Genomic DNA, 16795 nt, shown 5'->3' with positions numbered 1-16795 from the left:
CTTTCGGGTGTCTGGGTCCGGGCGGCGAGCTCCGCCGCCCGGGAAATCAACTGAATCATTCAGCGGGCTGGGCTGCGGTGCCCTGCGGCGTGCGGCCATGTTCGATGTCGTGGAGAAGGCCGCCGGGGCGCGTGTAGACCACCCAGGTGATGACGACGCAGATCACGTAGAAGATCAGGAAACCCCACAGCGCCCCAACGGCAGACCCGGTCATCGCGATTGATGTCCCGTAGGCCTTGGGGATGAAGAAGGCGCCGTAAGCCGCGATGGCCGAGGTGAAGGCCACGATCGCGCCGGACTCCATCGCGATCTGACGCTTGCGCTCTTCAGCACCCAAGTGCGGCATCAGGCGCGGAATTTCGCGACCCATGATCACCGGGATCATCTGGAAGGTCGACGCGTTGCCGACACCGGTCAGGAAGAAGAGCGCCATGAAGCAGGCGAAGAAGCCGACGAAGGAGCCCAATCCAAGGAAGCTGATCACACCGAAGGTGGCGACGATCATCAGGGCGAAAGTCCAGAAGGTCACGCGACCGCCCCCGAACTTGTCCGAGATCCAGCCGGTGGCAGCGCGGCTCAGCGCCCCCACGAGCGGCCCAAGGAACACGTAGTTGAGTGCGTTCACTTCGGGAAAGGCCAGGCGCGTCAGCAGAGGGAAACCCGCCGAGTAGCCGATGAAGCTGCCGAAGGTGCCGGTGTAGAGGATGCACATCAACCAGTTCTGCTTGCGTCCGAAGATCACTGCCTGGTCGGCAAAGCTGGCGCGTGCATCTGCGATGTCGTTCATGCCCAACCAGGCCGCTATGGTCGCTGCGAGGATGAAGGGCACCCAGACGAAGCCTGCGTTCTGCATCCACAGCTGACCGCCGTCGGACATGGTCTGCGGTTGCCCGCCAAGTGCCCCGAAGACACCCGCCGTGATGACGATGGGCACGAGGAACTGCATGACCGACACGCCGAGGTTCCCCAGCCCCGCGTTCAGCGCCAGTGCGTTGCCCTTTTCGGCCTTCGGGAAGAAATAGCCGATATTGGCCATCGACGAGGCGAAGTTGCCGCCGCCAAAGCCGCACAGAAGGGCCAGGACGAGGAAAATCAGGTAAGGCGTGTCGGGGTTCTGCACCGCATATCCGATGCCCATGGCGGGCAGCAGCAGCGAAGCGGTCGACAGCGTCGTCCACAGCCGTCCGCCGAAGATCGGGACCATGAAGCTGTAGAAGATCCGCAGCGTCGCGCCCGACAGGCCCGGCAAGGCCGCCAGCCAGAACAACTGGCCGGGGGTGAAGTCGAACCCGATGGCGGGCAACCGAGCCACGACGACCGACCACACCATCCAGACCGAGAAGGCCAGCAGAAGCGCCGGGATCGAGATCCACAGGTTCCGGCGCGCAACGGCACGGCCCTTTTCGGCCCAGAATTGTTGGTCCTCCGGCCGCCAATCCTCCAGCACGCGCGGCATGGCAGTGCGTTCAGGGTGGTGAATGTCCTGCATCTCGGGCAGCTGCGGCAGTTGGTCGAGCACTTCGCCATGTGCTGCGCGTTCCATCGCGCGGATCGACAGATGCATCCAGGTCAGTGCGATGGCGACCAGTCCAAAGAGCAGCGCAAAGCATGACGTATAGATTCCCGTGAGATCGAGGAGTGCGCCGAAGGAGATCGGCAAAACAAAACCACCAAGGCCCCCGATCATGCCGACAAGCCCGCCGACGGCGCCCACATGTGTGGGGTAGTAGACCGGGATGTGCTTGAAGACCGCCGCCTTGCCGAGGCTCATGAAGAAGCCCAGAGCGAAGAGCGTGACGATGAAGGGCCAAAGACCCATTTGTGTCGAGAAGGCGATGGCACCGTCCTTGCCCTTGATGACGTAATCCGTGGGCGGGTAGCTCAGCATGAACAGGAACAGCAGGGAAAAGCCGAAGGTCCAGTACATGACCCTCCGCGCGCCAAACTTGTCCGACAGCACGCCGCCATAGGCGCGGAACAGTGAGGCCGAAAGGCTGAAGGACGCCGCCGCCATCCCAGCGAAGCGCACATCGATGCCGTAGACGTCGATCAGGTAGTGCGGCATCCACAGCGCCAGCGCGACGAAGGCACCGAACACGAAGAAATAGTAGAGCGAAAAGCGCCAGACCTGGAGGTTCTTCAATGGCGCGAATTGCTGCGCCAGTGTCGGTGCCTTGGTGCCGGTCTTGCGGCGCTCGACCAGCTTAGGGTCGTCCTTGGCGAGCAGGAAGAACAGCACGCCGATGATGGCGAGCCCCGCCGCCCAGACATAGGCCACGCCATGCCAGCCATAGGCGACCATGACGAAGGGAGCGACGAACTTGGTGACCGCGGCGCCGACGTTGCCCGCACCGAAGATACCCAGCGCGGTCCCTTGGTGGCCGGCGTCATACCAGCGGCTGACATAGGCGACGCCGATGATGAACGATCCGCCCGCGAGGCCGATGCCAAGGGCCGCGATCAGATACATGATGTAGCTGTCTGCGAGCGTTAGCGCCCATGTGGCCAGCGCCGTCAGGATCATCTGGCTCGAGAACACCAGCCGCCCGCCGTATTTTTCGGTCCAGACGCCGAGAAACAGGCGGGTGACCGATCCGGTCAGGATCGGGGTGGCGACCAGCAGGCCGAACTGTGTGTCATTCAGGCCAAGCTCGGCCTTGATGGCGACACCGATGATGGAAAAGATCGTCCAGACCGCGAAACAGGCGGTGAAGGCGATCGTGCTCAGGCTCAAGGCGCGCGTCTGATCGGCGTGTGAGGCTGTCGCTACGGTCTGCATGGCGGGTCTCCGGCAAATGAGTCTTTCACCCCTGTGTGGGGATTAGTGCCAGACCTGACGCTGCAGCGACGCTCATGACCTGATCTAGATCAAAAAACCAAGAAAATGATAACGAAATAAACTACTTACAGAATTATGTCATCCGGTGCGTGGTCGCAGATCAAGGCTGCGGTCGCGAAGGTCAACCAACGAGTTGACATACATCAATTGATTTGTTGATATTTGTTGAGTGCGCAAAGTCGAAGGGGGACCGACATGGCCGATTCCGAATATCGGGATATTCGAAAACTCGATCTCTTTGCGCAGATGGCGGATGATAATTTCACGTCCTTGATGCGGGGTGCCTATGTGCAGAATTTCCCTGCACAGATCGAATTGATCACTGAAGGAGAGCCGAGCGATTTTCTTCACATCGTTATTTCGGGTTCGGTGGATCTGTTTTCGACCTGGAATGGCCGAGAGACCAGCATGGCGACTGTCCGCCCGATCTCGACCTTCATTCTAGCGGCGACCATCAAGGATGCGCCCTACCTGATGTCGGCCCGCACGCTCGAGAAAAGCCGGATCGCGCTGATCCCCAGCCAGGACGTTCGCGCGATCTTCGACGCCGACGGCAACTTTGCCCGTGCGATCGTCACGGAACTGGCGCAGTGCTATCGCTCGGTCATCAAGGCGCAAAAGGACCTGAAACTCAGAACGTCGCTCGAGCGGCTCGCGAATTACCTGCTCAGGCAACAAAGGCACGCCGGCGGTGGGGCTGCGTTCGAGTTGGACTTCGAGAAGCGGCGCCTGGCCTCTGTGCTGGGCATGACACCTGAAAATCTCAGCCGCGCCTTCAAAGGCCTGCAGCCCTATGGCCTGACCGTGGCCGGCACCCGCATCGCCATCGGCAATCAGGCGGACCTTGAGCGCTTTGCGAAACCAAATCCACTGATTGATGACTTTTCAACCTGAGGCACTGACAGATGACCAAATCCATGCCCGGCGCCGCCGGAGATCTCGCCGAGGAACACCCTGATATCTGGAAGGCCTATGCTGCCTTGGGCAAGGCAACGGCCGATTGCGGCCCCCTGACAGACCGCGAGAAGCGCCTCGTCAAGCTCGCCCTTGCGATTGGTGCGGGCTCCGAAGGCGCGGTCCATTCCCACACCCGGCGCGCCAGATCGGAGGGGATTGAGGCTGAGGCGATCATGCAGGTCGCGATGCTGGCCATCGGCCCGCTCGGCCTGCCCCGGGCTGTCGCCGCGAAGACCTGGATCGAAGACATCAAGGATTGACCTTCAAGGAAGCGGGCTGACCCCAAAAAGAAACGGATGCGCCCAGAGCAGCGTCCCGTAAAGCGCAACGCCTGCCGCAAGCCTCAGGAGAGTTCCGTCCGACAGGGACGCCGGGAGGCGCGGCGCGTCCGCCACGCGATTACGCATCCGTTGCCACTCTGGCCCCATCTCGCGGCGCTTGCGCCGGTCGACCAGTCGGCCTCCCAGAAGCGCGAAGGCGGCGAAGGTGCCGAACAGGATCACATGGGCCAGATCTCCGTTGGGCACGATATGCGCGGCCGCCCAAAGCGCCAGCGCAAGCAGAAGCGGGTGGCGCGACCACCGAACGATCCCCGGCCGCGTGGGATCGAACCGGTCGTTGCTCGCCCCCCCGAACGAGAACGGGTTGGGCCTCGCGATTGACAGCGCAAGGATCAGGCAGACAGGCCACATGACCGTCAGTGGGACATGGACCTGCCATGGCGCCCAGTCCCAAACGGCCAAATGCGGCGCGCGGCCTGCCGCACCGATCAACCAAGCCAGAACGACGAGCGACAGAGCGGAATAGGCCAATGTGAATCCGGACGACCCAAGCCGTGCCTCAAGCCAGGGCCGAACAGAGGGGCGCACCGGAAGGGAATGCGACGCGAAAAACACGGCATAGGCGGCGACGAACTCCAGCCATCCCATGAGCGCGCGCCTCAGGCCCGTCTGGCCGCGGGCAGGCGCAGCAAGAGCGTGCCGTAGACGATGGCAAAACCGCCGAAGGCCACGATCCACAACAGACCTGCCGCCGTGGTCAGCGGGCCGGAGACTTCGGGCCAGACGCCGCCAGCGACCCGCGCGAAGACGGACAGGATCAGGGCTAGGTAGATTATAATCGTCCCCGCGCCGGCGGTGAGGTTCTGCCCTGTATGACCCAGCGTGGCGCGTGTCATCACGGCAAGCGTCATCAGCCCGATTGCGCCAGCCATCCAGAAATGTTGCGCGCCTGCCATTCCGAAGGACCCGGGAGCCAAGATTTCTGCGGCCAATGCCAGAGCCCCCAACGGCACGAAGGCATAGCCTGCGTGCAACACAGTCACCAGCGGCTCCGCAAAGGTGTGGTGTCCGGCCCAACGGGCCAATCGCAGGGCATGCAACACGCCTGCCAGCGCAAGCGCCAACCCGGTCAGCGTCCCGAGAGGCAGTGCTACCCACAGCATAAGCGCCACCAAAAGGGTCCCGAGCGCCCCATTATCGAAGGGCTGCATCGGCGCTGCGGGCAGTACGGCGCTGCGCCGTTTCACCAGCCAGTTACGGGTGAAGGAGGGTACTATGCGGCCGCCGATGACCGCGATCATCATCACGCCCGCGCCCAGGCCTAGTCGCAGGCCGTAACCTTGCGCGGCATACTCCTCTCGTGCAGCCTCCCAATGAAACAGCGCGTTGCCGAGGGCAAAGACCGCGAGCATCCCCAGCACGATCAGATTGCGCCAGTTCCGGCCCGCCACGATTTCGCGCCCGATCACCGTGGCCAGTACGACCGGGAAGGCCAAGTCGACCGCCGCCACCAGCAGCGCCGGCAACCCCGCCGAAAAGATCACAGCCACGCGCCCCACGAGCCACAGCGCCGCCAGTCCGCCCAGCGGCCAGCCGACGATTGGCAGGCGCCCCGTCCAGTTTGGCACCGCAGTCAGGAGAAAGCCCGCGACGACGGCACCGAGATAACCGTAGAGGAACTCGTGCGCGTGCCATGACACGGGGTCGAAGGCTGTGGGCAACATCAGGTGCCCTGACAGCATCGGCACCCAAAACACCATCGCCAGCACGGCCCAGACCGCCGCACCGAAAAAGAACGGGCGGAACCCGTAGGTCAGGATCGCGGGTCCGGTCCAGGCGCGCATCTGTTCGGCGGTCGAGGTCATTTGTGGCGTCCCTTGCGCGCTCAGGCCGGCGCCGCGGCGGCAATGCGGCGGTAGCCCGCCGTGCCATGATAGAAACCGTTGCTCAGGCCCGCATCCCCGCTCAGCGTCGCAAGGCGGGCATCGGCCTCGCCTGTCGGCACGCGCCCATCGAGCACATCGCGAAACACCTGCGCCACCGCGACCATGTCCACCGCCTGTGGCATCAGCCGCAGGTGCGTGACGCCATCGGCAATCAGACGGGCCACTTCGGGGAGCAGGTCGACATAGCTTTCCGACAGGGTCTGGATGCCGTTCACCCGCAGGATCGGGCGGTCGTCGCGGGTGCGGAGCGGCATGCCGTCGGGGTCTTCTTCACAGACGAACTGGCAGTTGTCCTTGGTGCGGCCGTGCGCGCGGGCGTGATAGCACCGCGCTGACACAGCCAGAGACGCGCGGCCGTAAACCTGCACCTCGACACCCAGGCCCAACGCAACTGCGGCCTGCGCCGCGGCTGCAATGGCCGGGGCCGGCATCTCGGCCGGTAGGCAAACATGGGTCGCGCCCTGCCCGGCCATCCAGGCTATCGTCGCGTCGTTGTAGGCGTTCATGAAGGGGCCGATCCGATGCGGACGCTTACCGCGCGCGTAAAGCCCTGCGGCGTTGTTCACCTCGATCTCGGGCGAGACCATCTCGGCGATGTCCTCGGTTGCCTTGCGCTCGCGTTTCAGCATCACCTCGGCCAGCGTTGACAGGATCACGCGCTTGCCTGCGCGCTCCAACCGCTCGATCGTGGCCGGCAGGTCTGCCTCGTGGAAGGGCGCGCGCTTGGAGCAAATCACCTCGCCCAGATAAACCTCGTCGACGGGCGCCTCATCCGCGATGCGGGCATAGAAGTCACGCCGTGCATCCGCGGACCAGTGGTAGGCGATCGGGCCGAGCGTCAGTTTCGTCATGGTATTCACCGCCATTTCTTTGTCTCGAAGGCGCCCTGGGTCTGCTTCTGCCCCTCGGTCAGGGCGATCAGGTCGGCGATGTTTGCCTCGCGTCCGGCCTTGATGTCATCCACCGCTGCGCGGAACGCACGCACAACGCCGCGGACATAGCTCTTCGAGCGCTGACGCCCTTCGATCTTGAAAGCATGCACGCCCGCCTCGATTAATTCGGGCAGGAGCCGCGACAGATTCAGGCTGATCGGTTCCTCGAAGGCGTAGTAGCCCTCGGGGCGATGGGGCGCGGCGTAGCGGCCCTTGCAGATCGTGGGATAGCCGGCCTTCTCCTCGGGCCCGAACCGGTCGATGGTGAAACCCGCGAGCTGCGAGGACATCGACCCGTCAGCGTCGCGCACATATTCCACATCTGAGGCGGGCGAGCACACCCCGTCCATGTTCGTGGATTGACCCGTCAGGTAATTGGTCAGGCTGCACCGCCCTTCCACCATCAGCCCGTGATTGCCGAAGATAAAGGTCTCGATCTCGCAGGGAATCTCGCGGCGGATCTGGCGGATCTCGGGGATTGTCAGGATGCGCGGCAGGACCACACGCTTTACACCGAAGTTCTCGCAATAGTAGCGGATCGCCTCGGGCGATGAGGCCGCGGCCTGTACCGACAGGTGCAGCCGGATGCCCGGATACATCCGGGCGATGTAGTCGGCCACGCCCATGTCGGCCACGATGAAGGCATCAACGCCCAAGCGCGCGCCGGTGTCCGCCGCATGTCGCCAGAGATCGACCTTGCCCGCAGGCGGATAGGTATTCAGCGCCAGCAGCACCTTGGTGCCGCGCGCATGGGCATAGGTCACCGCCTCGGCCAGTTCATCGGGGGTGAAGTTCAGCCCCGGGAAGTTCCGCGCATTGGTCGCATCCTGGAAGCCGCAATAGACCGCATCGGCGCCCGCGTCGACGGCGGTGCGCAGCGCGGCGGGGGTGCCCGCGGGGCAGATCAGTTCGGCAAGGCTCATGCGTATTCCCTCGGTTTGGTGGCATCCGGATAGGCCCGCCGCAACCGTGCGAGAACCGCCCGTCCGGGTGTCCCGAACATCGCCGACGCCTCCTCGGCCAGCGAGCCGTCCATGTCGTCGAGCGCATTCCTAAGACGAACGACGGCCTCGGTGTCCCCGCTGATTTCCAGATCGCGCGAGAAGAAGGCCGCATCGCCGTCCTGCTCGGCGTCGATCAGTTCCAGAAGCAGCAAGAACCGCCCGCGGATCGTGGCCCCGACCTGCGGCGCCGTATCGCGCGGCACGGCGCGGAAGACGAGCGCCTGCGGGTCGGGGCGGAGATGCAGCGCAAAGGGCAGTTCCACGGGATCGATCAGGAAGTCAGTCGCCTGGTGCGGTCCGAGCCGCGCGAAGAGAGACGGGTGCCGCGCCGCGACCCGACGGACAACGCGCGTCAGGACCGGTTGCAGCACAAGGCAGGCAAGCCGCGCGATCGCGCCTTCGCCGGGCCGCAACCGGGCAGTTGGTTCGCTCGTCGGGATCATGATGGGTCCTTTCGCTCCCCCGATACGCCCTTCTCCGTCACGATCCTGTCGAGGGGAATGTCATGGGGCTGCGGGTAGATTGTGGTCAGTCGGGCTGCCGCCAGCGCGATGCCGATGGTGACGGGCCGCGGCGAGAGCGCGGCCAGTGTCCGGTCGTAATAGCCGCCGCCCCAGCCGAGCCGATAACAGCCTGCATCCCAGCCGAGGCAGGGCGCGAGCGCGATGTCGGGCGTCAGGACCTCCGCCTCGGGCGGCGGAACGGGGATGTTCCAATGGCCGCGCAGCATGCGCATGCCCGGCATCCATCGTCGGAACACGAGCGGCGCTGCGGGGGTCTCCACCACCGGCAGCGCGATACAGACGCCCGCCGCGTGAAGATCGGACAGGATCGGGCGCAGATCCGGTTCTCCTCGGATCGGCCAGTAGCCGGCGAGCACGGTCTCCCGGAGGGTCCCGCGCGCGGCGAGGACCGTTTCGAGATGACTGCAGATAGAACTGCTCACATGCGCCCGTCCTGTCTGGCCCAACCCCTCCCTCAGGCTGGCCAGCCTTGCCCGCTCGGCTCGACGCCAGCGCGCCACGTCACGCGCCTGCTGCACATCCGTGCCAAGCGGATCGAAATAGGTCGGGTCCACCTCCGCCGCCATGCAGGGGGGCGAGGCATAGGCTCCCTGTCCGCTCATGGACACGCACCTTCCTCGGCCACAGGTGCGACAGCGGCGTTGCACCAGTCCATGACGGCAGCCTCGGTCGGTGTGAGGATCGTCGCCATGCCATCGGCATAGCGGTCGAACGCGGCCCTGTGGGTTTCGGAGAGACCCGTCAGGACAGGAACGCCGCGGACAAGCGCCTCGGAGATCAGCGCGCGGAAGCCGCGCCCCTCTGCCTCGCTCAGGCCAAACTTGTTGAGGATCACGAGGTCTGCCCGGCCGGCCCGAAGCCGCGACATCGCCAACCCGACGGCCTCCTCGAAGGCGCCCGCATCCATCCGGCAGGCGGTGGCGCCGGGTCCGAGATCTTGCGTAATGCGCCAGCGCGGCCCGTTGGGCAGAAGCCAGAGATCGCATTCGCACGATCCCGATCCGGCATCGGGCGAGGCCGCGCGCAACGCACCCACCAGCCGGACGCCGTCCCGCGTTAGCCGGTCAGCCACCGCGTCCATAAGACGATCCGTCCCGCCGCGTCCCTCGACTGTCACTCCCGCAAGCCGCATCTTCGCCTCAAGCCGACTCGAAGCGCGGGAACAGCACATCGTTCTCCAGCGCGATATGGGCGGCAAGGTCGTCGAACAGCGCCGCCAGGCCGCCATAGAGCGAGCGCCAGGAGCCGCAGGCGTGCTCGGGCGGCGTCAGATCGCAGGTGAGCCGCCGGATCAGCGCGATGTTTTCGGCGTGATCGTCGTGGTCGGCGCGCATCACCGCGATGGGGTGTTCGATGCCCGGCCCGCCGCCCGCGCGCATGGCCGGAAACAAAATCATCTCCTCCTTCATCATGTGATCCTCCATCTCCCCGGCGAGCGTCCGGATGGCGGCGGCCAGCCCCTTGGGTGCCTCGGGATCGTCCGCGTGCACCCGCTCGACCCGGTCGGCCAGCGGCATGAGCGAGGCGAGATCCTCCCGGTGCATCTCGTGATAGCGCGTCAGGATATGGTCGATCAGGGCGCCGGTGTCCTGCGGCACGTCCGTTTCGGGGAGGTCTTTCATGGCGGGTCCTTTCACTCGCGCGTCGCCCGGTCCTTGCGTGGGTCGCAGCGAATTGGTATTTTAGATACGTATACCTCTCGTGAATACGCACTTCAACTACCAAAACAGGAGCGCGACCTTGCGCCTCACCTCTTTCACCGATTACGGCCTGCGCGTTCTGATGCGGATGGCGGGCGCACCCGACCGGGCCTTCACCACGTCGGAACTCGCCGATGAATTCCGCATCTCCCGCAACCATCTTGCCAAGGTGATCACGGCGCTTGCCGCCGCAGGTCTTCTGGAAACCCGGCGCGGCGGTGGGGGCGGCGCTATGCTGGCCCGCGCGCCGGAGGACATCCGCCTGGGCGATGTGGTGGCGGCTCTCGAAGCAGATCAGGCTCTGGTGGAGTGCTTCGCCGCAGGCACCAACAGCTGCACCTTGACCCCGCAATGCCGGTTGAAAGCGCGGCTGGCTCATGCAGAGGCGGCATTTGTTGCCGATCTGAACCGCAGCACCCTGGCCGATTGCGTTTACCGACCGGAAAACGCCTGACGCGCCGCCCACGCAATCCAGCCCCAGACCGCGCTACGCAGGGCCATGGCGTAAACGGTACGCATCTCGAAGGCTCCACCTTGGGCGACATGCAGGCCGAAGGCCGCGAAAACCAGCAGCGTTGCAGCGAAGATCACGAACGATAGGGGCCAGGCCCATCGCCGCCCCTGCCACAGGCCGAGACCCGCGACGACATAGGCGAGCCCGGCCAGCGTGTTGAACCACAGCACAAAGGGTACGACTGCCCCCATGTCGGCTGATCCGAGCAATGTTCGGCCACCAGAGAAAATGGTCAGCACGCCAAAGGCAATCGCAACACCGCCCGCTATGCGGAGCGTCAGACTGGTTCTAGGCATCGCAAGCGCCCTCCTTCGCGCGTAGAAGTTCCATCTGCACGTCAAACAGCCGGAACCCCTCAGGCACGAGCGCAAAGCCCCGGGCGCCGAGCGTCCAGCGGATGGCGACACCCTGCACCAGCGACGTCAGCAGGATGGCGACATCCTCTGGGCTGACGTCGCGCTTCAGATCGCCCGCAGCCTGAAGATCACGGATCACGGCAACAAGGCGGCCCTGAAAAGCGCCCAGAAGCCCCCGGAACACGTCGCGAAGGGCTTGATTGTCCACCTGCAACTCGCGCGAGAACAGGATCGATGGCAGGGCTGGCGTCTCGGATATGGCTGACAGCTGCGCACCGATCAGCGCTTTCAGGCGTTCGTGCGGCCCGGTGGCCCCGGCCTCGGCCGCAGCCCAGCAACTCTGCAACCGGTCAGCGATATCCTCGGCCACCGCCAGCCAGAGCGCGCCCTTGGTGGGGAAATGCCGGAAAATCGCAGGCTGACTTAGGCCGATGGCACGCGCGACATCTGTGGTGCTCAGCCGGTCGGGTCCGATCTCGTCGGCCAGTCGCAAAACCTCGGCCACGATTTGCGCCTTTCTCTCTTCAGCACTTTGACGGCCCGACATGTCTCACCTCTTGTTAGTTATAAATCACTAACATATACTGTTGACAACCGCAACCTCTATCCCGAGTCGCGCACCCTGACCGAAAGGATCCTAGCCATGCCCGCCAAGACCGCCCCCACCGGCTATTCCCGCCTTCAGATCGCGCTGCATTGGCTCATCTTCGCACTGATCGCGCAGCAATATCTTTTCAAGGACGCGATGTCGGCCGCATGGGACCGCATCACCGATGGGCTGGAGGCTGGGTTCGACCCGCTCGTGCTGGCCCATGTGGTGGGCGGCGCGCTGGTGATGATCTTCGCGCTGTGGCGGTTGACCCTGCGCGCCAGGCGCGGCGTGCCCCCGGCGATCGAGGCCAGCAAGGTACAAGGCATTCTCGCGAAGCTCACCCATGTCGGGCTTTACGCGCTGATGATCCTGATGCCACTCAGCGGGTCTGTCGCGTGGTTCGGTGGGGTCGAGGCCGCGGCGCAGGGGCATAACGTGATGAAGATCATCCTGCTGGCGCTGGTTGCGCTGCATGTGATTGGCGCGCTCTACCACCAGTTCATCCTGCGCGACGGCACGCTGGCGCGGATGCGCCGGGCGCAGGGCTGAACCCATGCGCCTCGCCCCGCTCCTGGCACTGCCACCCATCGCGCTCGGCATTGCCGCGTCGGTATGGATGATCGCGTCTGCCCCCGGCCCCGCGCAGGTCGGGGGCGACGCGCCCGCGCTGCCCGTTCGGGTGATGACGGTCGCGGCGCAGGATATTCGGCCCGCCGCGACCGCTTGGGGCAGCCTGCGCGCGGCGGAGAACTGGGTCGCCGTGGCCGAGGTGCAGGGCGAGGTGATCTGGCGCCATCCGGTCCTTGAGCCCGGTCGCCTGATCCCGGCGGGGACGGAAGTGCTGAGGACCGACCCCGCCGACTACGAGCTGGCGCTGGCGCAATCGCAGGCCGACCTCGCGGTGCTGGAGGCCGAGCGCGTGCAGCTTACGGCAGAGGCGGACAACACGCGGCGCATCCTTTCGCTGGAACAGAACCGGCTGGCCCTGGCCGAGACCGATCTGGAACGCACGCGCACACTCGTCGCGCAAGGCGCCGTTCCGCAATCGCGCGCCGACGAGGCCGAGCGCGCGACCCTTCTGGCCCGCCGCACGGTGGCGGAACTGGAGAACACGCTCGCCCTGATCCCGTCTCGCCAAGCGCGGATCGCGGCGCAGGTCGCACGCAGCGAGGCCGCCATAGACCGGGCGCGCCGCTCGCTCGACCGCACGACCCTGACGACGCCGTTCGACCTGCGGGTGACCGAGGTGAATGCTGAGCTGTTTCAGACCGTCGCCCCCGGTCAGGTGGTGATCCGTGCCGACGGGATCGCGGCGGCCGAGGTCGTGGCGCATCTGCCCATCGACAGCTTTCGACAGCTGCTGGGAGATGCACCGGAGGGCATCACCCTTGCCGACATGATGCGCGACATGCCCGCCACGCGGATTGCAGTGACGCTCAGCCCTCTGTCGGACCCGAAGCAGATCTGGAGCGCCCGCGTTGTCGGGATCGAGGGCGCGCTGGATGCCCGTGCGCGCACCGTGCCGGTCGTGGTCAGGGTTGACGACCCCTATGAGGGCGCCGACCCGCCCCGCCGCCTGCCGCTGGTACCCAACATGCAGGTGCAGCTTGCCTTTTCGGGCGCTTCCATCGCCGGCGTCATCGCCATCCCCGAGGCGGCGTTGCACATGGGCAGGGTGCGGATAGCCGGCCCCGGCGATCTGCTGGAATTGCGCCCCGTCACCGCCGCCTTCGCGCAGGATGGCCGTGTCGTTATCGCCGCTGGCCTGTCGCCGGGCGACCGCGTGGTGATCGACGATATCGCTCCGGCCATCCCCGGCATGGCCCTGACCCCGGTCGAGGTCCAGCCATGATCCGCTGGTTCACCGGCCACCCGACGGCAGCCAATCTGCTGCTCCTTCTGTTCCTTGCCGCCGGTGCCTTTGCCGCACCGGGCCTGCTGCGCGAGACCTTCCCCGATTTCCGCGCTGTCGAGGCCGAGATCACGGTGCCGTACCGGGGTGCCGCCGCCGAGGATGTGGAGGCCGCGATCTGCGCGCCGCTCTGGGACGGAGTGCAGGGTGTCGAGGGGCTGGAAACCCTCACCTGCACCGCGCAGAGCGGCCGCGCGCGGGCCGTGGCGACCATGGCGCCGGGCAATGACGCGCTGCGCTTCGTCAATTCCCTGCGCACCGAGGTTTCGGCCATCGATACCTTCCCCGACCGCGCCGATCCCGCCGTGGTACGCGAGTTGCACCGCTCGGATCCTGTCACATCGATCGCCATCTCGAGCGATCTGCCGCTGGGCGAGTTGGACCTTTATGCCGACGGCCTGTCGAACCGACTGACCGCCCTGCCCGGCGTCGCCCGCGTGACGCGCGGGGGGCTCGGCACCCGGACGCTTTCCATCACCGCCACGCGCGCCGCGCTCGACAGCCACGGTTTGACGCCAGCCGCATTGGCCGCAACCATCGCTGCACAGAGCATCGACCTGCCCGCCGGCACTCTGGAGGGGCCGGGCGCGGACCTGACCTTGCGCTTCACTGCGGAACGCGACACGACCATCTCCCTTGCCACGATCCCCGTGCTGGTTCTGCCGAATGGTGCGACTTTGACGCTTGGGGACGTGGCAGTGATCGAGGAGCGCTTCGAGCCGCCGCAGGACCGCGCCCTTGTCGACGGCACGCCCGCCATCGTGATCGATGTGGCCAAGGCGCTCGAAGCCGACGCGCTTCGGGTACTGGACAGCGTCGCAGCGCTGGTGGCCGAGGAAACGGCACGCCTGTCCGAAACGATCACGGTTGAGGTGGTGCAGGACGTGACCTCCATCATCCGCGACCGGCTGGTGATGCTGGTGCAGAACGGGGTGATCGGGCTAGTGCTGGTTGTCGTGGTGATGAGCCTGTTCTTCCGCCCCGGTTTCGCGGTCTGGGCCGCCATGGGCCTGCCCATGGCCTTTGCCGGGGCATTCGTCTGGATGGGGCTGACCGGGCTCAGCCTGAACATGATGACACTGGTGGCCCTGCTGATGGCGATCGGGATCGTGATGGACGATTCCATCGTGATCGCGGATTCCATCGCGGTGCATGCCGCCAAGGGCGCGACGGTCGAAACCGTGGCGGCGGGCGTCGCCGCCGTGGCGCCCGGCGTGATCTCGTCCTTCCTGACGACGCTGGCCGTGTTCCTGCCTCTGGCCTTTCTGGCGGGCGAACTGGGGGCCGTCCTGGAGGTTCTGCCCGTGGTCCTGCTGGCCGCGCTCGCCGCTTCGCTGATCGAGGCCTTCCTGATCCTGCCCCACCACTTGAAAGGTGGGATGAAGGACACCGCCCCGTCGCACTTGCGAATGCGCTTCGAGGCGGGTTTCGATGCCCTGCGCGAACGTGGCGTGGGCCGCCTGGCAGACGCCGCGATCAAGGCGCGCTGGCTTGTTGTCGGTCTGGCCATCGGGGCGCTGATCGTGACCGTCGGCGCATTGGGCGGCGGCGTGGTCAAACGCGAGGCGATGCCCGAGATCGATGGCGACGTGCTCGAGGCGCGGCTGATGCTACCCGCAGGCACACCGCTAGCGCGCACGGGCCAAGCCGTGGCTCAGGTCGAGGCAGCGCTCGACCGCGTGAACGCCCGCCTGTCCCCTGATCAGCCCCAGGCACAACCGCTGGTGATCCGCCGCATCACCCGGCTGGGCCGCAACCTCTCGGCGGGCGAGACCGGTGCCCATGTCGCCACCGTCGCGGTGGACCTGCTCGGCGCCGAGACACGCAGCAGCACGTTGGACGAAATCGTGACGCTCTGGCGCGACGAAATTGGCACTCTGCCCGGTGTGTCCTCGCTGATCCTGACCGAGCCGGGGATCGGGCCGCAGGGCATCGCGGTGGAACTGCGCCTGACCCACCCCGACCTTTCCGCGTTGGAGGCGGCGGGGCGCGCCACGCTGACTGAACTCGAATCCTATGCCGGTGTGCGCAACGCGATCCTCGACCTGCGCCCGGGCGCGCCCGAATTGCGGCTGAGCCTGTCGCCGGGGGCCGAGGCGCTGGGGCTGGCCGCAACGGATGTGGCAAGCCAACTTCGCGCGGCCTTTCTCGGCACACAGCTTGCGGAAATCCGGCGCGGCGATCTGGCCTGGGAAATCGAGCTGCGGCTTGCTGATGAGGACCGCGCCAACCGCGCTGACCTGAACCTTTTCGAGATCGCGCTGCCCGGTGGCGGCACCGTGCCGTTGTCGAGCATCGCCACCGTCACCGAAGCACGTGGGTGGGGAACCATCACGCGCCGCAACGGGTTGCGTACGCTGACCGTCGCGGCCGATGTGGACGGCCGCATCGGCAATGCCGACGCGATCACCGCCCGGCTGGCCGAGGGCTTTCTGCCGGACCTCGCGGCTGCCACCCCCGGCCTGATCTTCGAGATCGGTGGGCAGGCCGCGAATTCGGCGGAAACCGTCGTCTCGATCCTGCGCGGGTTCCTGATCGGACTGGTGGGCATCTACATCGTCCTCAGCTTCCAGTTCCGCAGCTATGTGGAGCCGCTGATCGTGATGATCACCATCCCGCTGGCGTTCCTGGGCGTCATCTGGGGCCATGTCCTGATGGGCTACAACATCTCCATGCCCTCGCTGGTGGGGGCGGCCTCGCTTGCGGGAATCGTGGTGAACAACGCGATCTTGCTGGTCGGCGTCATAAACGCCCGCCGGGTCGATGGACTGTCTGCCGCGATGGCCGCGGGAGAGGCCGTGCGCACCCGGTTTCGTCCGATCTTCGTTTCGGTCTCGACCACAATCATGGGCATGGCACCGCTGCTTCTGGAAACCTCGACCCAGGCACAGACCCTTAAGCCGCTTGTGATCTCGGTCGTTTTTGGCCTGTTGGCGGCGACGGTTCTTATCCTGTTGGTGTTGCCCGCATTTTATGCAGCGCTCGAGGACATTCGACCAAGGAAACAGGACCATTCTGTCGTTCCAAAAGGTCGCTGACCCCACCCCGCCTCTTCAAAAACAGAAACAGTTGGAACCGGTAGAGACCCAAGCAAGTCATCTCGCGCACGTTCGTTCCGCTTCAGAGGTCGGGCGAGTCTTGACGGCATTGCCAACTTATTATCGCCTGATCGAGCGGAGCGAAAGCTCTGCCTGTCAGGCGGTCATTTCGGCAGCGTAGCCTTTCCAGAGGTCGAATG

At 65.6% G+C, this 16795-nt stretch carries 17 protein-coding genes; 6 read left to right on the top strand and 11 right to left on the bottom strand.

The window, feature by feature from the left end; genetic code table 11:
• Nucleotides 1-55: 55 nt before the first annotated feature.
• Nucleotides 56-2779 carry a nitrate/nitrite transporter gene (locus tag CLV74_RS21120; protein WP_106268678.1) on the bottom strand — a complete coding sequence of 908 codons (2724 nt, stop codon included), beginning with the start codon at nt 2777-2779 and terminating at the stop codon, nt 56-58.
• 255 nt (nt 2780-3034) lie between these two features.
• Here CLV74_RS21120 and CLV74_RS21115 point away from each other — a divergent pair, with 255 nt between their 5' ends.
• Both CLV74_RS21115 and CLV74_RS21110 read left to right on the top strand, forming a co-directional pair.
• Nucleotides 3035-3733, top strand: coding sequence for a cyclic nucleotide-binding domain-containing protein (locus CLV74_RS21115; RefSeq protein ID WP_106268676.1), 699 nt, complete (start codon nt 3035-3037; stop codon nt 3731-3733).
• A gap of 11 nt (nt 3734-3744) precedes the next feature.
• Nucleotides 3745-4056, top strand: coding sequence for a carboxymuconolactone decarboxylase family protein (locus CLV74_RS21110; protein ID WP_106268673.1), 312 nt, complete (start codon nt 3745-3747; stop codon nt 4054-4056).
• Between the two features lie 3 nt (nt 4057-4059).
• Here the strand turns inward: CLV74_RS21110 and CLV74_RS21105 are convergent, their stop codons facing one another.
• Genes CLV74_RS21105 through CLV74_RS21070 form a run of 8 tightly spaced genes read right to left on the bottom strand, consistent with a single transcriptional unit; the run spans nt 4060 to nt 10105 of the window.
• Nucleotides 4060-4725 carry an NnrU family protein gene (locus tag CLV74_RS21105; RefSeq protein WP_106268670.1) on the bottom strand — a complete coding sequence of 222 codons (666 nt, stop codon included), beginning with the start codon at nt 4723-4725 and terminating at the stop codon, nt 4060-4062.
• A gap of 11 nt (nt 4726-4736) precedes the next feature.
• Nucleotides 4737-5942, bottom strand: coding sequence for an NnrS family protein (locus tag CLV74_RS21100; RefSeq protein ID WP_106268667.1), 1206 nt, complete (start codon nt 5940-5942; stop codon nt 4737-4739).
• 20 nt (nt 5943-5962) lie between these two features.
• A complete protein-coding gene (ubiV, locus tag CLV74_RS21095; protein ID WP_245848549.1) occupies nt 5963-6874 on the bottom strand; it encodes a ubiquinone anaerobic biosynthesis protein UbiV in 912 nt (303 codons plus the stop codon).
• Nucleotides 6875-6879: 5 nt separating this feature from the next.
• Entirely contained in the window at nt 6880-7878 is a 999-nt protein-coding gene (gene ubiU, locus CLV74_RS21090) for a ubiquinone anaerobic biosynthesis protein UbiU (protein ID WP_095590943.1), read from the bottom strand.
• On the bottom strand, nt 7875-8402 hold the full coding sequence (ubiT, locus tag CLV74_RS21085) for a ubiquinone anaerobic biosynthesis accessory factor UbiT (RefSeq protein WP_095590942.1): 528 nt from the start codon (nt 8400-8402) through the stop codon (nt 7875-7877). The genes ubiU and ubiT overlap by 4 nt, the downstream gene beginning before the upstream one ends.
• Nucleotides 8399-9085 carry a 5-formyltetrahydrofolate cyclo-ligase gene (locus tag CLV74_RS21080; protein WP_245848547.1) on the bottom strand — a complete coding sequence of 229 codons (687 nt, stop codon included), beginning with the start codon at nt 9083-9085 and terminating at the stop codon, nt 8399-8401. Before CLV74_RS21080 ends, ubiT begins: the two co-directional genes overlap by 4 nt.
• Nucleotides 9082-9615, bottom strand: coding sequence for a DUF2478 domain-containing protein (locus CLV74_RS21075; protein ID WP_106268664.1), 534 nt, complete (start codon nt 9613-9615; stop codon nt 9082-9084). Before CLV74_RS21075 ends, CLV74_RS21080 begins: the two co-directional genes overlap by 4 nt.
• 7 nt (nt 9616-9622) lie before the next feature.
• Nucleotides 9623-10105: a hemerythrin domain-containing protein gene (locus tag CLV74_RS21070; RefSeq protein WP_106268662.1), complete on the bottom strand. Its 483-nt coding sequence runs from the start codon at nt 10103-10105 to the stop codon at nt 9623-9625.
• Between the two features lie 118 nt (nt 10106-10223).
• Between CLV74_RS21070 and CLV74_RS21065 the strand changes: the two genes are divergently transcribed.
• Nucleotides 10224-10637 (top strand): RrF2 family transcriptional regulator, encoded by a 414-nt coding sequence (locus CLV74_RS21065; RefSeq protein ID WP_050930825.1) that lies wholly within the window; start codon nt 10224-10226, stop codon nt 10635-10637.
• On the opposite strand, the gene CLV74_RS21060 is transcribed toward CLV74_RS21065, so the two are convergent.
• Entirely contained in the window at nt 10616-10993 is a 378-nt protein-coding gene (locus tag CLV74_RS21060) for a hypothetical protein (protein ID WP_050930827.1), read from the bottom strand. The two genes, CLV74_RS21065 and CLV74_RS21060, sit on opposite strands and share 22 nt — an antisense overlap.
• On the bottom strand, nt 10986-11600 hold the full coding sequence (locus CLV74_RS21055; RefSeq protein ID WP_106268660.1) for a TetR/AcrR family transcriptional regulator: 615 nt from the start codon (nt 11598-11600) through the stop codon (nt 10986-10988). The genes CLV74_RS21060 and CLV74_RS21055 overlap by 8 nt, the downstream gene beginning before the upstream one ends.
• A gap of 96 nt (nt 11601-11696) precedes the next feature.
• Between CLV74_RS21055 and CLV74_RS21050 the strand changes: the two genes are divergently transcribed.
• The 3 genes from CLV74_RS21050 to CLV74_RS21040 are packed head-to-tail and all read left to right on the top strand — an operon-like array spanning nt 11697 to nt 16595.
• Complete coding sequence (locus CLV74_RS21050; protein WP_106268657.1) at nt 11697-12194, top strand: cytochrome b; 498 nt, start codon at nt 11697-11699, stop codon at nt 12192-12194.
• 4 nt (nt 12195-12198) lie between these two features.
• Entirely contained in the window at nt 12199-13497 is a 1299-nt protein-coding gene (locus CLV74_RS21045) for an efflux RND transporter periplasmic adaptor subunit (RefSeq protein ID WP_106268655.1), read from the top strand.
• On the top strand, nt 13494-16595 hold the full coding sequence (locus tag CLV74_RS21040) for an efflux RND transporter permease subunit (protein WP_106268653.1): 3102 nt from the start codon (nt 13494-13496) through the stop codon (nt 16593-16595). Before CLV74_RS21045 ends, CLV74_RS21040 begins: the two co-directional genes overlap by 4 nt.
• Nucleotides 16596-16795 lie beyond the last annotated feature (200 nt).

Origin of the sequence: Donghicola tyrosinivorans (assembly GCF_003003355.1) — a bacterium.
In the GTDB taxonomy this organism is placed as follows: Bacteria; Pseudomonadota; Alphaproteobacteria; order Rhodobacterales; family Rhodobacteraceae; genus Donghicola; species Donghicola tyrosinivorans.
This window is presented reverse-complemented; position numbering and strand designations above follow the sequence as displayed.